This window comes from Paenibacillus sp. PDC88 (assembly GCF_900106725.1).
In the GTDB taxonomy this organism is placed as follows: domain Bacteria; phylum Bacillota; class Bacilli; order Paenibacillales; family Paenibacillaceae; genus Paenibacillus; species Paenibacillus shunpengii.
On record NZ_FNNT01000007.1, the window covers coordinates 78,206 to 93,566 of the forward strand.

Consider the following 15,361-nt stretch of genomic DNA (forward strand, 5'->3'; position numbering starts at 1 on the left):
CATGGAACGACCGAGTAGTTATGATGAACGTAATATCAGCCAACAACCAGCACTTGATGTGGTACAGGGCTTACAATATAAAATCCTAACACCTGAGCAAGCTGAATCAATACGTGGAAGTCTCTATGACGTTTTGTTGAAAACGGTATTGGAAGAGAAGTTGAAAGAGTTCAACTCTTATGAGTATAAGGGTGTTACTTTTAAATTCAGCCAAACAAATATTCAACAAGCCATTCGGGATTTAGATGAGCCATTGACTGATGGACTTGTAAAGACGAATGAGAAGATCTTCGAAACAATCATGTTGGGAAGGAGCTACCCAGAGTATCTTCCAGATGGTTCGAAAAAATCATTCACCATTCAATATATCGATTGGGATAAATTCGAAAATAATGTTTTCCATGTCGTTGAAGAGTTTTCAGTTGAGAGGATGGATGGAAGAGGAACGGTTCGCCCAGACATAGTTCTTTTCGTTAATGGAATTCCGTTTGCTGTTATTGAATGTAAGAAGGCATCAATCTCGATGGAACAAGGCATTAGCCAGATGATTCGCAACCAGGGGAAGGACTATGCTCCACAGCTCTTTAAGTATGTTCAGATCGTCATGTCAACGAACAAAAATGAGACGAAGTATGCAACGTGTAATACACCGAAGAAGTTCTGGTCGGTCTGGAAGGAAGAGAAAGAAGAGTGGTTGCAATCTCTACTGAATGAAATAGTTGAGAACCGCATGCCAACGATGCAAGATAAAAATATCATTTCACTTTTCCATCCTGAACGTTTGATAGAGTTGACTCGGTTCTTTACTCTATTCGATAAAGACGTTAAGAAAGTCACACGTTATCAGCAATATTTTGCGATTAAAGAGATTATCAATACCATCCAAGAACGTGATGAAAATGGGAATCGTCAATCAGGTGTGATATGGCATACGCAAGGTTCTGGTAAGAGTTTAACGATGGTAATGTTAGCAAAGTATATTCTTTCCGAGATGAATGAGTGTAATCCCAAGGTGATCATTGTTACGGACCGTGTGGAACTGGATAAACAAATACATAAGACGTTTAATCACACCAGGCTAAAAGCAAACAGGGCAACATCTGGCTCTCATTTAGTGGAACTTATTGATGATAATAATTCAGACATTATAACTACCTTGGTTCATAAGTTCGATACTGCCTCAGTAAAACATAAGCCTGTAGAATCCAGAGATATTTTCATCTTAATTGATGAATCGCATCGTACACAATATGGTGAGCTACATATCAAAATGAAAAATGTATTCCCTAACGCTTGTTACTTGGGTTTCACTGGGACTCCGCTTATGAAGAAAGAAAAGAGTACGATGATTAAGTTCGGTAAGTTGATTCATACCTACACAATTTCAGACGGCGTAAGAGACAAGGCAATTGTTCCACTCCTATACGAAGGGAAGATGGTTGACCAGACCGTCAATCAGAAGGCAATTGATACCCGTCTGGAGATGATCACTCGTAATTTAAACGATAAGCAAAAAGATGAAGTGATGAAAAAGTGGAGTCAGTTCGAAAGAATTGCATCCTCCAATCAACGGATTAGTATGATCGCTTTTGATATTAATCAGCACTTTTTAGACAATTACAAGACGCAAGGTAGTCAGTTTAAAGCCATGCTTGCGACCAATAGTAAGATTGAAGCGATCCGATATTTGGAGGCATTCGAGGAGTTTGGCGACCTTATTTGTGCAGTGGTTATTTCACCTCCTGACCAACGAGAAGGGCACGAGGTTGTTGATGAGGTTTCAAGAGATAAGGTCCTCAACTTTTGGAATAGAATGATGAATCGCTATGGTGACAATGAAACTTATGAAGATGCAATTAAAGAAGACTTTATCGATGGAGATGAGATCGAACTATTAATTGTGGTTGATAAGTTTCTTACTGGTTTCGACGCACCAAGAGCTACTGTTTTATATATCGATAAGCCAATGAGAGAACATACGTTATTACAGGCGATTGCCAGGGTCAATCGTTTGTATGATGGCAAAGATTATGGATTTATTATCGATTATAGAGGTTTATTGGATCGATTGGATCAAGCACTGGAGATGTATTCAGGTGCGGGATTGGAGAAATTTGATCCAAAGGATTTGCAGGGGGCTATTTACGATGTGATCAGTATTATTGGATCACTGCGTCAATATTACTCTGATTTGCTTCAAATTTTTGCTCCGATCAAGAATAAGCAGGATACAGAAGAATATGAAGTTTGGCTGGAAGATGAAGAACGTAGACAAGAGTTCTATGGTATTCTCTCGAAATTCGGTCAAAACCTTGGTATTGCATTAGAATCGGAGAAAATTTATAACGCATTACCAGCAGATGAATTGAAGAAATATAAGAGAGATCTGAAATTTTATCAGGAGCTTCGAAGAGCGGTTAAGCTTCGGTATTCAGATTCTATAGATCATAAAGAGTATGAAGCAAAGATGCAGAATCTAATGGATCATTACATCTCTGCTGAAGAAGTCATTCGAATCACCAACCCAGTAGATATACTTAATGAGAAAGCATTTGAAGAGGAATTGGAGCGTTTGGACTCCAAACGTGCAAAAGCAGATGCCATTCGAACTCGTCTAACGAAGAGCATCAATACAAAGTGGGATGAGAACCCTGCATACTATAAAAAATTCTCGGAACGAATTAAGGAAGCAATTGATGCGTATAAACAACAACGTATTTCTGAAGCTGAATATTTGCAGAGAATGAATGATCTTAAGAAGGACTATCAGCAAGGTGAGCCTGTTGAAGAATATCCAGATAGCATCAAGAAGAATGCGAATGCCCAGGCTTTTTACGGTGTGACCAAAGGCATCGTTGAAGAAGTTAAGGAATCCAGGGCATCTTACAATCACTTAGGTGAGTTGGCATTAAAAATGGAAGATATTATCCGTGCTTACACCAAGGTGGATTGGTATGATAACATGGAAGTCCACAATCGTATTGCTCAAGAGTTAGATGATCTTATTTTTGATTTTTCGAAAGATCATAACATGAGTCTGAGTTATGACCAAGTGGATAAAATTATTGAGCAAATTAAAACGGTTGCTTTACGTCGGTACTAAGGTAGTGAAAATATGGAGAAACATCAGATCGTATATGCCAATCGAACGATCGAATTTGTAATTGAACGAAAGAAAGTTAAAAATGTGAATCTTAATATAAAGCCTGATATGACGATAATGGTGTCTGCTTCAGAGAAAGTTCCACTTAATTTTATTTATGATTATGTAAAAGGTAAAGGTGCTTGGATTTTAAAAAACGTAAAGACTTTTGAAAACGTACAGCCTTATAAACAAAGCGAGCGAGAATATGTCAGCGGTGAATCTTACAAGTATTTAGGTAAGCAATATCGTTTGCGGGTGGAAAAAACTAATGAAGAAGAAAAGGTTAAGTATTACCGAGGGTTCATTATTCTGATGGTTAAGGATCCGAGTAATCACACTCGGAAAGTCAAACTTATGGATGATTGGTATCGAGAGAAAGCAACTAAAATATTTGAAAAATCATTAAATAAGCAGTACCCATTGGTGCAAAAGTACGGTATTCAGAAACCGAGAATTGATCTACGTGTCATGAAGGCAAGGTGGGGATCAGCTCTTATTGAATCGAATACTATCCTACTTAACTCTGAATTGATCAAAGCGCCTAAGCATTGTATTGATTATGTAGTATTGCATGAGTTAATACACTTCCAATATAACGATCACAAAGATAGTTTTTATAATATGCTCTGTTCGTTAATGCCCGATTGGGAAAGACGAAAGGCGATGCTGGATGATGAAATTGTAAGAGAATTGTGAAAAGGAATGGTTTTCAATGGGAGGATATAGTGGAGGGAATTAAGAGAAAGTGTGCTTTATGTGAAAATGAATCTGATTTGATGCAAAGCCATATCATACCAAAATTTGTTTTTAGATATCTAAAGAAAGCCTCTTTTACTGGAAGGTTGAGAAATGTATCGACTCCCAATAATCCTCTACAGGATGGGGATAAAATGAGTCTTCTATGTGCTCAATGTGAAAGCTTGTTTAACGCTAATGAAACTCAATTTGCTAATCAAGTATTTTTTTCCTTTAAAAAGGATGGGTTTAATGGTTTATCTTACGATGTTTGGCTTCATCAGTTGGATGGGCTACACTTAGTTGGACAGAAAAATTAGGGGCTAGTAGAATGAAACTATCACAATTAGGAGCGGATCTACTATGCCAAGAGAAAGACGTACATTGACCGCAGAATTCAAGAGACAAATGGTTCAGTTATTTGAGAACGGGAAATCAAGAGCAGCTATTGCGAAAGAATATGAGCTTAGCCCATCTGCGCTAGATCGCTGGATTAAACAAGCAAACACCTCGGGTTCTTTTACTGAAAAGGATAACCGAACGGCAGAAGAGAATGAACTCATTGCGCTTCGTAAAGAGCTTAAGCAACTTCGAATGGAAAATGACATTTTAAAGCAAGCCGCGCTGATCATGGGACGAAAGTAAAGATCATTAAACAAAATAGTGATAAATACTCGGTATCAGCAATGTGTAAAGTCCTGAAAATCGCTAAAAGTACCTTTTACTATGAAGCGAATGAGAAAGAAAACGAAGGTGAAAATACCCTCATAGAAGCAATTGTTGAGATCTTCCAAAACAACCGCAAAGTCTATGGGACACGGAAGATAAAAACGAAACTCAAGGAGCAAGGTTATACGGTTTCTAGGCGCCGAATTGGACGCATTATGAAAGAGCAAGGTCTGGTGTCCACATACACAATCGCCCAGTATAAGCCGCATAAAACGGCTCGTAACGATGAAAAAACAGCTAATGTATTGAAGCGTGAGTTTGAACAAACGGAGCTAAAGCGCTTTGTAGTCAGCGATCTGACGTATGTGAAAGTACAGCACAAATGGCATTATATTTGTGTTCTGATTGACTTATTCAACAGAGAAATCATTGGTCACAGTGCAGGTCCACATAAGGACGCTGCTCTAGTTTCTCGCGCCTTTGCCACAGTAGAAGGCGATTTAAATGACATTCAATTGGTTTCACACAGATCGTGGAAGTGAGTTTAAAAACCAGACCATGGATGCATTGTTGAGGACCTTTAATATTGGTCGTTCACTGAGCATGAAAGGCTGTCCTTACGACAATGCCGTTGCTGAAGCCACCTACAAAGTAATGAAAACTGAGTTCATTAATCAAATGAATTTCCAAAGTCTTCACCATCTAAACGTGGAATTATATGATTATGTGAACTGGTTCAACAGACACCGGGTTCATGGCTCACTTGGTTACATGACACCGGTTCAATACAAAGCTTTAGCCCTTAAAAAAGTTGTCTGATTTGTTGCTGACAGTCCAATTTAGAGCTTATGCAAAGTACGGTAGATGTTAACAGCGAGACAAACTGGTTGAGGCTTTTTGTAAGAAATAACATGAAGAATAGAAGTCCGTTAAGACATCTTCTAATGTTACAGTTTTTGGACTTGGATGTTGCAGAACTATTTGATTGTACTTCAACAATTGGAAGGATTACTATTACGACTAATCGAAAACCAATGTTTGAGTTAAGTGAACGAAAGAGAGAATTTTTAAAGTTGATCCATGATAATCAAGAAGCTACGAGAGCCGAACTAAAAGAAAAGGGAAAAGGTCTTCATACATGGATTTTTTCTCATGATAGAGAGTGGTATGAAGAGGTGACACCCAGGATTAAAAAAAGAAAAAACAGACGCGAGGTAATTAATTGGGATCGAAGGGATGAAGAGTGCCTAAAGCTCACCGAATTAGCTGTTGAAGCGCTCTTAAGCGTTGAAGGAAAACCAATAAGGATTATTCCAGCCAACATAAGGAGGGCAGTGGGAGTTAAAAGGTGGTTTCTTCATAAAAAACTGACTAAGACAAGGAAGTATATAGAGGAGGTTACAGAGGATATAAACAGTTATCGGATAAGAAAAATTAATTGGGCAATAGATGATTTAAAGAAGAGACAGGGAGAAGCAACGGTATATCAAGTTCAGTTACACGCTGGATTTGGTGGTAGTAACAAAGAAATAAAAAAAGTAATAGAGGAGATATTAAAATAAAAGAGAAGATATTGGGATTTTCTTGGAGGCACACATGAGATATAATCTGGAAAATCCCAATTATCAGTTATTCAATAAGATCCGTAACGAGTAAATGTAATACCGTATTTTTCATAGGATATGTTTCTTAGCGGTTCTAACATTTCTTCTGATTGAGGGAATCCAGATCTACCCCAATGGTTCATAAAATCATCCATTTCTTTATCGAATGCATCAGCAATTCGTTGTTGTATACAATCCATTGCTTCAGGAGCTTTCTCATACATATAAAAAGAATCAAATCCATTGGTTTCAAGCCAATTGCAAATTGAGATATGGGATTGAATTTGGGAAGTATTATTTGTAATAGACCTGTTGATACACTCATTAAATATTTCTGGAGGTGTGCTTGTTGTTCCGTTGTTCAAGAAAATTATACCTCCTTTTAAAGTATGATCATTAAGTATATTTTTAGTTGATTTAATCTGCTTGGATGCAGACTTAATTGCATCTTGTATTGGTTTCCGGAAAATATTTATATATAAATTGTATTTTTCTTTTGAAATATTTTTATGGTTTATTTCAATATTTTTTTTGCTCTGATCCTTCAATAAATCTGCTAATTTAATCCTAACTGATTCGTTGAACAGCCGTTCTTCTTCGAGTATTTTTAATTCAAAGATATAATTATCGATAATGTAATCAGCATTTTTCAACATTTCTTTACTTTCATATTCAAGTCGTTTTCCACCAGCTCTAATAATAACTTTATCCATAAACTTTTCAGTTATTTTAGGTATTAGTATTGGAGGACTATCTTTAAAGCCAATCCAATTGTCAGTTTGAACAAGCAATATAGACTCACCATTCTTAGCTTTGAGATACTGTTCAAATAGCTCTGTGGTTGATTGAATTATTTTTTCTTCAATTAGAATATCTTTCCGAACATCAGATATCTTAATCCAATTCTCCTGATGCAATTTATCCATTGCCCTCTTAAATGCTGTTTCTTTATCGCTATCCCCAATTAGAATACATATATCAGCGATATTCCAAGGGTAGTACTTTCTATGATTCTCATTTGGGTGAGCTTTCAGAGTGAATATATAAACATTAATTTTCATACTTCCTCCGCAACATATGATATTTAAAGAGAAGGTAAGGAGATAATACCATGATTATACTATTTAACCAATACAAAGAATTTAATGGGTGATTCTGCTTTTCTTGGTTCACTCATAGTAGTAAGCTTTCAATGAAACTTTTATTTCTTCTTTCAACCGATAAAGAAAAAATACATAGCTTATACATGATAACATCTCCTTCTTTTACCAAAGTCTTTTAACAGATTATAAAATCCAGTTCAGATGCGTGCTGTGAATTCGTATTCATTAATCAGGAAATGAGGTATAAAGTCACATCAAAATGGCGATATTTGTTCTGATATTCTATTTAGGAGTGATTTTTTTGACATATGTTCTACAAAACACGGATATTTTTAATGAAAATATCGATGAAAAATTTAAAGATGCTTTTTTAAAACATCAGGATGACTACAATAAGGATGAAGTATATAAGCTAATTATTAGTTTTCATGTAAACTATTTAAATGATCAGAGTTTTGAGGAAATAAGTTTACCGGTTAAAAGTAAGATAAGCAAGAATACAAGGAATGATAAGATCTATGACTTATTGAGTTTTCAATTAGACAAAATCGAACAAATTCTTTCTGAACATGGGATTATTACATATAACACAACAATTCAAGGAGTGTATTTAGATAAGGAGGACATCATAAAAATTGAAATTAAAGAAGATAAAGTTGAACAAAAATATGAAGGTGATCGAAAAAATAATAGACGGCTGACAATGCGTTCTATCGTACCGAGTTTACCCTCTACTTGTGAAATCGCATCTAAACTCGCAACGGAAAACCTGAACAAAATATATAATGATTTTATGAGTGTAATTAGAAATAAGAAAATTATGTCTGAAATATTGGGGATAGAAGAAACTGAAGATGATAATCAATTGTTTAAGGTTTTTGTAGAACAATATGGTGATTTGTGGCTTGCTACTGAGGAGAGAAAAAGAGAATTACTGACTAATTTTCAAGAAAGAAGCATGATTATTCTCAGAAAGTATTCGGATAATCACTGAAAAATTAATGATTGAATTAAATCATCTTGATCCTTATCCCTATTTCCTACTATGTAGATAATGAATAAAGTCATGCTATTCGTAATAAACTCGTGCTAAAAATCGAATAAAGACGTGATAAAAGAGAGGAAGGGCTCAATGGAGAAAGGAAAAACCCAGATCCATCAAGCCTTTCCTCTGTTTTTATATCAAGACATTATTCAGGTTATAATAAAGTCGTGATATAAAAAGTGGGGTAAAAAAATGAGAAAAACACGGTTTTGTAGCAAGACTTTATTTATTCGCCCAACGGTGGAATGCGGGTTTGTGGCCTGTTTTTTAGCAAGGGTTTATTCATACTGAACAGAAACACTAATAATTGAGGTGTATTGGCGTATACAGACGGAGCGGGAGAATTCCCGCTTCTTTTTTTGACTATAAGTTCGATTTGGGGCGGCTATTGATAGTCGCCCTTTGTCGTACCCCACCAAGTGCTGATAAATGAGTCATTGCATCTGAGCCGATGTTAAGGCTTGCCATACCCGCCTGAAATTTTTGCGAATATCATCTGTACGCACAAAGAAAGCCCCAACCAGATCGGCGGGGCAAAGTAAGTAGCGTGATGATTCTATTATTAACATGAAGTCTGCTACGATACTTAGTTCTCTACCCTGTTAAAGATTTTTCTGTAAATACTCAACAAATTTTCCCACATGAAAACCATCTATAAAAGAGTGATGCACTTGAATGGAAAATGGTATATAAACTTTTCCGTCTTTTTCATGATATTTTCCCCAATCAAACATCGGATTGGATTTATTGCTTTTACCAGCGAGTGTATGCGAAAAATGTGTGAATTGGACCCATGGTAAAGATGAGAATTGATAAACATCATTTGCAACTGGCCCTGTAATATACTCTTTTTGATTCTGAATAGCTTCTTTTGCAATCGCAATATATTCTTCAATATCAGCCGTCATAGGAACATTTACTACCTTAAACAGTTCTGTCTCAGCATTCAAGTAAGTAAAAGATGTATGAATGGTGTCGTAGAGAACAACTTCATTATCTAAAAATCGGTACCGAAATTCTTCAATATCATTTGCACACCTAGTAACAGTATGTATAAAAGCCAGTGTAAACGACCATTTGTTTTCTTTCACTTTTGATAAAAAGTTCGTAATATCCAATTCTAAACAAACATTATATTGCGGTTGAAGTGCATTCCTGAAAATTTCACAATGAAGCCGTCTTTTCCAAGTGGATGTATCAATTATTTTGTATGGATTTTCTTGTTTGGACATAATTATGCTCTCCTTTTTATACCGTATACTTGCTCTCCTTTTATTCTATACAATAAATTTTCTTTCGCTATCCTGTCCGTTCGTTCAAAAAGTAAGTCTTACAATAAAGTTTTACAGAGCCGTTAGATAAACTGCTTAGAAAGTAGCCCTAATCTTAAATCTCACTCTCACCCATAGTCCTCAGAGGTGTGATAAACGATGTTGTTTTTACCCTAGATCCCTCCGATCAGCAAAATCTGTCATGTAGCGAACGGTCATGCGATGATTAAGGTATCTAATGGATATCATTAATCTTTGCAATGAATTCCGGATTCGGGAGTGTGTTACGCTTGAAGCAACATTTAAGCGTAATCCAACAAGGGTGGTGTTATCTTGCTTCAGGTTTCCTTACTCGATATCCTTCAAGCCCATCGTCGAATTCGCGACCTGGTGAGGGAAACTCCGTTGATCCGTTCGGAGGTGTTATCTGCTCATGCGGGAGCCGATATATGGCTCAAAATGGAAGGGCTGCAGACGACAGGCTCTTTCAAGCTGCGCGGAGCGTACAACAAAATACTGTCGTTAACGAATGAAGAGAGGAGACGGGGGGTCGTTACGGCTTCCTCCGGGAATCATGCTCAAGCGATTGCCTATGTGGCTTCCAGGCTGAATATATCCGCTTTAATTATTGTGCCCGGGATTACACCGGAGACGAAGAAAGCCGGCATCCTTCGATACGGCGGGGAATTGATCGTTTATGGCGACAAATATGACGATGCCGAAGCGCATGCATTGGAATTGTCGCGAACGACGGGAAGAACGCTCATCCACGGCTCCGAGGATAACGAGATTATTGCCGGGCAAGGGACGGTCGCGTTGGAGGCATTAATGCAGATGCAGGACTTCGACGCGATCCTGGTTCCCGCAGGCGGAGGGGGGATTTTGTGTGGGACGGCGGCTGCTGCCAAAGCGATCAACCCCCGCATTCAAGTTATCGGAGTGCAAACCGACACCTCTGCACCGTTCTATCATTCCTTTAAGGCTAAACAAATGATCAATGTCGAATTCGGTACGAGCATCGCGGACGGTCTGTACGGCGGAATCACGCAGGCAAATCTGGAGATGGCGCTGCAGCTGGTGGATGATTTCGCTCTTGTTCAGGAAGATCAGCTGTCAAAGGCAATTTATTGGATGGCGCGAGAGCACCATGCCATGATAGAAGGCGCGGCGGCGGTCGGCATCGCTGCGCTGCTGTCGGATGCCGTGCCGAACCTTAGAGGCAAGAAGATTTTGACCGTGGTGACCGGAAGCAACGTGGACAGCAAGCTGTTCACGGACATCATGCATAAGCACGAGTACGCGTTCTAGGAAGGACTGCGCGAATTCCAGGATTGCTGCAGCTGTTGGCAGAAGGACTGGAGCGTAACCTCCGACACCCGCTGCTTCAGGAAGATCAGCGAGGTTTGAATATCGTGATCGGAATAATAGAGCGGAATCATATCGCCATTCTCCAGATCTTCCTTAATAAAACTTTCGCTGATCAGACCGATGCCCGTCTTATGCAAGACGGCGCGGCGTATTAACTCTTCGCTCTCGCTCTCGATAATGGATTTCGGCGTGTAGTCGATCTGGGACAGGCAGTATTTCACTTCTTCGCCGAAGATACCGCTGTCCTTATAGGTAATAAAGGGATAATCCACGAATAGTTGTTCCCGGCTGCTGCTCTCCAGGCTCTCGCTTGCCGCTACCAGAACCATTCTCTCCTTGTCTAACGGAACGACCTCCAAGACGGAGTTGCTGCAACCGCCCGCAATGACGCCCACGTCGGCCTGGTTTTCGCAGATCAAGCGGATCGTCTCCTTGCTGTCCGACGAGATCAGCTGCATGTTCACGCCGGGATGCAGCCGGAGGAAAGATCCGATGAAGAGCGAGAGATGATGAGTCCAATAATATTCGGGAGCCGCGATATTCAAGATGCCTTGTGGATGGTTCAAGCGTCGGACCGTATTCTCCAGCTCCTCCATAACCGCGAACAATTTGTCCGTATGATGCTTCAACTGTTTGCCCGCTGATGTGAGGAAAGTTTTCTTGCCTACCCGATTGAACAGCGCATGTCCGATTTCTCTCTCCAGCACCTGGATTTGCAACGTAATAGTCGGCTGAGTATAGCTAAGAATCGCTGCCGCTTTCGTTAAATTAAGTTCTTCTGCCACCACGTGAAAGGTTTTTAAATTTCGAAGCTCCATTATATCCCTCTTTCTCCTGTCTGCTATTGCTGTACGCGAATCATAGTTTAATTTTATGGTAATCATTAAAAACCGTAATGATTCGATAGATAGCTTAAATGCTAGAATTAATGTTATAAATACTAACATGACTATTATATAATTGTAATGGGGAGGAAAACCAATTGAAAAAGATGCTGTTCGTTCTTACTATTATTAGTCTAGCGTTTGTATTCGGATGCGGCAATAACGAAGCGAGCACAGAAGCGGGGACTGAAGAAGACAAGGCAGGCTCGGGCAATAAACTGGTTATGGGCACTTCCGCTGACTACCCGCCTTTCGAGTATCACGAGACGTCCAACGGCAATGACGAAATCGTCGGATTCGACATCGATTTGGCGAAAGCGATCGCGAAGGAAATGGGCAGGGAGCTGGAAATTCAAGATATCGGCTTTTCGGGCTTGATTCCTGCCCTGCAGTCCAAGCGCGTGGATATCGTCCTCGCAGGGATGAACCCCACGGATGAACGGAAGCAGAGCGTGGACTTCTCCGACAAATACCTGACGACAGAATTCGCCGCCGTGTACATGAAGGAGAAGCCGGTTACACAGTTCGCAGACCTTAAGGGAAAGAAGATAGGGGTGCAGCTCGGCACAACCCAGGAGCAGGCGGCGAAGGATGCCGGTCTTGAAACGGTGTCTCTGGATAAATATCCGGACTTGATCCAGGAATTAAAGTCGGGCCGTATCGATGCCGTATTGGTTGAAGATACCGTTGCGGCGGAGTCCATCGGATCGGATACAGCGCTGGATTACAAGATTGTGCCCGAAATTGCGGGACTTGATATAGCGGTCGCGCTTCCGAAGGATTCGGAATTGACCGGCGAGATCAATGAAGCAATCAAGACGCTTATCGATAACGGAGAGGTTGATAAGCTGAAGGATAAGTGGTTGAAGCTGAAATAACACATACAAATTCGTTGCTCCAAAGGGGGTAGGTACTAGCATGGATTTGCAGTTTGATAGAATTATTCCTTCCCTTCCATATCTCTTGCAGGGGATTGGTGTAACGATCAAGTTTTCTTTGTTGTCGATTCTATTTGGATTTATCGGGGGAACCGTGCTTTCCTTGCTCAAAATATCCTCAATTAAAGCTTTGAAGATATTTGCGGACTTCTATACGTCCATCTTCCGGGGAACTCCGCTAATCTTGCAGCTAACGATGATCTACTTCGCCACCCCGCAACTGCTGGGATATGACATTTCCGCGCTGCAGGCGGGAGTTATCGCGTTCTCGCTGAATTCGGCAGCATATACCTCAGAGATTATTCGTGCCGGCATCATGGCGGTCGACAAAGGGCAAAGAGAAGCCGCCTTGTCACTTGGAATCCCCTATCGAAAGATGATGCAGGACATCATACTTCCGCAAGCCTTGAAAAATATTTTGCCCGCCCTTGTTAATGAAGGGATCGCCCTGCTTAAGGATTCGGCTCTTGTCTCCATCATCGGCGCGGCCGATCTGATGCGTCGGGCGAACATTGTAGCAGCGGAGAAATATTTGTATTTTGAGCCATTGATCATCGTCGGTCTCATCTACTACACAATGGTGATGACCATGACGTGGCTGGCACGCCGGCTGGAGAGGAGGCTTCGCAGCAGTGATTAGAATCGAGAATGTACATAAGTCGTTCGGGAAGCTTGAAGTGCTGAAGGACATATCGATGGAAGTTCAGCAGGGAGAGGTCGTTGCTCTAATCGGGCCCTCGGGCTCGGGGAAATCCACCTTGCTGCGTTGTATCAATTGCCTGGAGATGCCAACCGATGGACGAATCTATATCGGAAGCCAAGACATGACTTCGCCTCGCACGGATATTATGAAGATGCGGCAAAATATCGGAATGGTGTTCCAGCATTTTCATCTCTTCCCCAACAAGACGGTCTTTGAGAATATTACCTATGCCCCGATAACGGTGAAGGGAATTCCGACAGCTGAAGCTGCACGTAAGGCAATGGAACTGCTTGAGAGAGTCGGATTAACGGACAAGAAAGATATCTATCCTTCGAAGCTGTCGGGAGGACAGAAGCAGCGGGTGGCAATTGCGAGGTCGCTGGCGATGGAGCCGGATATCATGCTGTTCGACGAACCGACGTCGGCTCTGGATCCGGAGATGGTCAAGGAGGTACTCGAAGTTATCAAGTCGTTGGCGCAGACGAAGATAACGATGATGATCGTCACGCATGAGATGGGCTTCGCTCGCGAGGTCGCGGACAGGATCTGCTTCCTGGAGGATGGGCGGTTAATCGAGGAGGCGTCTCCACAGCAATTTTTCTCTAACCCGAAGAGCGAACGGGCGAGAAGCTTTCTGGAGAAGGTGCTCTAATAGCCGAACCTTAGCAATAGCGATGAACTGCGGCCCCTGGAACAAGTCGATTGACTTGTTCCAGGGGCCGCTTCGTGTGCGATTGGCGGCGCAATCGACCGCGCCTCCAGATAGGGAGAGACCCATACATATGCGTATGGGCCTGCTTAATTCCTGTGATGACTTGTATTGGCGTGTTATAAGATCCGGCTGCCGAACAAGGAGCAGATCAGTTCGACCGCAAGCGTCACTGTTTTGTTGTTCTTGTCCATCCTCGGGTTCAACTCCACGATGTCCGCCGAAGTGACGATACCCGCCTCGCTCAGAAGTTCGACCGCAAGATGAGCTTCCCGATACGTAACTCCTCCTCGAACGGGAGTGCTGATTCCGGGAGCCTCGGACGGATCGAGGCTGTCCAGGTCAAAGCTTAAATGAACGCCGTCGGTTCCCTTCGTGACGATGCCGATCGCCTCTTGAATGACGGTCATCATGCCCTTGCGGTCGATATCGTACATCGTATAGCATTTGATCCCTTGGTCGCGGATAAAGCTTTTCTCTCCCGGGTCTAGATCCCGGGCTCCGATAATGACGACGTTCTCGGGTTTGATTTTGCCGACTAAGCCGCCGATTTCTGTTAGCCTTCTATCGCCGTGACCAAGCGAGGCAGCGAGGGACATGCCGTGGATATTGCCGCTTGGCGTCGTCACGTTCGTGTTCAGATCCGCGTGCGCGTCGAACCAGATGACTCCCAGATTAGGGCGATGAGACGCAATGCCGGCGATCGAGCCGATGGCGATGCTGTGATCGCCTCCGAGAACTAGCGGGAAATGACCGTTCCGCACGCTGTTCGCCGCGACGGAGGCCAAGCCCTCATTTACGGCGACGACCTCATCGAGATACTTCAGCTTGAGATCATGAATTTGGGTTGTCAACGACTCCGGACAGGCGATAGCTTGTTCTGTAAATAGAAGTCCTTGAGCGTTAAGCTTGCGGGCAAGCATGGAGCTGATCATATGAGGCGCGGATCGTGCGCCTTGCCGCGATGCCCCTAAATCAAACGGGACGCTAATCAAATCGATAGTTTGTGTCAAGGTAAGGAAAGATGACATGAGAGTTCCTCCTTATGATCTGTACTGGGCTTCGTTAAGATAAAATATAGCACATGCCGACTTTGCAAAGTCATTAGGAGTTGTAATCATTACTATTATCCATCCCAATGATTGAGCCGGGAGCTGCCATGTTACAATGGACGTAACCGATCATAA

13 protein-coding genes and 2 pseudogenes are annotated in these 15,361 nt (G+C 41.4%); 11 read left to right on the forward strand and 4 right to left on the reverse strand.

All coding sequences use genetic code 11. From position 1 onward, the window contains the following. The first annotated feature begins 1 nt into the window (after position 1). The 6 genes and pseudogenes from BLW49_RS20125 (at position 2) to BLW49_RS20145 (ending at position 6,111) form a co-directional block, all read left to right on the forward strand. Positions 2-3,103, forward strand: coding sequence for a type I restriction endonuclease subunit R (locus BLW49_RS20125; protein ID WP_090726499.1), 3,102 nt, complete (start codon positions 2-4; stop codon positions 3,101-3,103). Positions 3,104-3,115: 12 nt separating this feature from the next. Beyond that, complete coding sequence (locus BLW49_RS20130) at positions 3,116-3,841, forward strand: M48 family metallopeptidase (protein ID WP_090726501.1); 726 nt, start codon at positions 3,116-3,118, stop codon at positions 3,839-3,841. A 29-nt stretch (positions 3,842-3,870) separates the two neighbouring features. Then, complete coding sequence (locus tag BLW49_RS20135) at positions 3,871-4,200, forward strand: hypothetical protein (RefSeq protein WP_143042143.1); 330 nt, start codon at positions 3,871-3,873, stop codon at positions 4,198-4,200. Positions 4,201-4,243: 43 nt separating this feature from the next. Continuing rightward, positions 4,244-5,368, forward strand: a pseudogene (locus BLW49_RS20140) (IS3 family transposase). 26 nt (positions 5,369-5,394) lie between these two features. Next, positions 5,395-5,529 (forward strand): annotated as a pseudogene (locus tag BLW49_RS29400) (TnsD family Tn7-like transposition protein); the annotation flags it as partial. Then, complete coding sequence (locus tag BLW49_RS20145; RefSeq protein ID WP_371264601.1) at positions 5,512-6,111, forward strand: TnsD family Tn7-like transposition protein; 600 nt, start codon at positions 5,512-5,514, stop codon at positions 6,109-6,111. The pseudogene BLW49_RS29400 and the gene BLW49_RS20145, both read left to right, overlap by 18 nt. Positions 6,112-6,182: 71 nt before the next feature. Here BLW49_RS20145 and BLW49_RS20150 read toward each other — a convergent pair whose 3' ends face one another. Then, a complete protein-coding gene (locus BLW49_RS20150) occupies positions 6,183-7,214 on the reverse strand; it encodes a hypothetical protein (RefSeq protein WP_090726506.1) in 1,032 nt (343 codons plus the stop codon). Between the two features lie 343 nt (positions 7,215-7,557). Between BLW49_RS20150 and BLW49_RS20155 the strand changes: the two genes are divergently transcribed. Then, positions 7,558-8,250, forward strand: coding sequence for a hypothetical protein (locus BLW49_RS20155; protein WP_090726508.1), 693 nt, complete (start codon positions 7,558-7,560; stop codon positions 8,248-8,250). 653 nt (positions 8,251-8,903) lie between these two features. Here BLW49_RS20155 and BLW49_RS20160 read toward each other — a convergent pair. After that, entirely contained in the window at positions 8,904-9,533 is a 630-nt protein-coding gene (locus tag BLW49_RS20160; protein WP_090726510.1) for a chloramphenicol acetyltransferase, read from the reverse strand. A gap of 372 nt (positions 9,534-9,905) precedes the next feature. Here BLW49_RS20160 and BLW49_RS20165 point away from each other — a divergent pair, with 372 nt between their 5' ends. Then, positions 9,906-10,880 (forward strand): threonine ammonia-lyase, encoded by a 975-nt coding sequence (locus BLW49_RS20165; protein WP_256209857.1) that lies wholly within the window; start codon positions 9,906-9,908, stop codon positions 10,878-10,880. Here BLW49_RS20165 and BLW49_RS20170 read toward each other — a convergent pair. Further along, positions 10,877-11,758 carry a LysR family transcriptional regulator gene (locus tag BLW49_RS20170; RefSeq protein ID WP_076312429.1) on the reverse strand — a complete coding sequence of 294 codons (882 nt, stop codon included), beginning with the start codon at positions 11,756-11,758 and terminating at the stop codon, positions 10,877-10,879. The two genes, BLW49_RS20165 and BLW49_RS20170, sit on opposite strands and share 4 nt — an antisense overlap. Positions 11,759-11,931: 173 nt before the next feature. Between BLW49_RS20170 and BLW49_RS20175 the strand changes: the two genes are divergently transcribed. The 3 genes from BLW49_RS20175 to BLW49_RS20185 are packed head-to-tail and all read left to right on the forward strand — an operon-like array spanning position 11,932 to position 14,117. Next, the gene (locus tag BLW49_RS20175; RefSeq protein WP_256209879.1) at positions 11,932-12,702 is read left to right on the forward strand and encodes a transporter substrate-binding domain-containing protein; all 771 of its coding nucleotides are present in this window, start codon (positions 11,932-11,934) and stop codon (positions 12,700-12,702) included. A 40-nt stretch (positions 12,703-12,742) separates the two neighbouring features. Further along, positions 12,743-13,402 (forward strand): amino acid ABC transporter permease, encoded by a 660-nt coding sequence (locus BLW49_RS20180; protein ID WP_076312428.1) that lies wholly within the window; start codon positions 12,743-12,745, stop codon positions 13,400-13,402. Beyond that, positions 13,395-14,117: an amino acid ABC transporter ATP-binding protein gene (locus BLW49_RS20185; protein WP_076312427.1), complete on the forward strand. Its 723-nt coding sequence runs from the start codon at positions 13,395-13,397 to the stop codon at positions 14,115-14,117. The genes BLW49_RS20180 and BLW49_RS20185 overlap by 8 nt, the downstream gene beginning before the upstream one ends. Before the next feature lie 176 nt (positions 14,118-14,293). Here BLW49_RS20185 and rocF read toward each other — a convergent pair whose 3' ends face one another. Beyond that, complete coding sequence (gene rocF / locus BLW49_RS20190) at positions 14,294-15,205, reverse strand: arginase (RefSeq protein WP_090726515.1); 912 nt, start codon at positions 15,203-15,205, stop codon at positions 14,294-14,296. Positions 15,206-15,361: the final 156 nt, after the last annotated feature.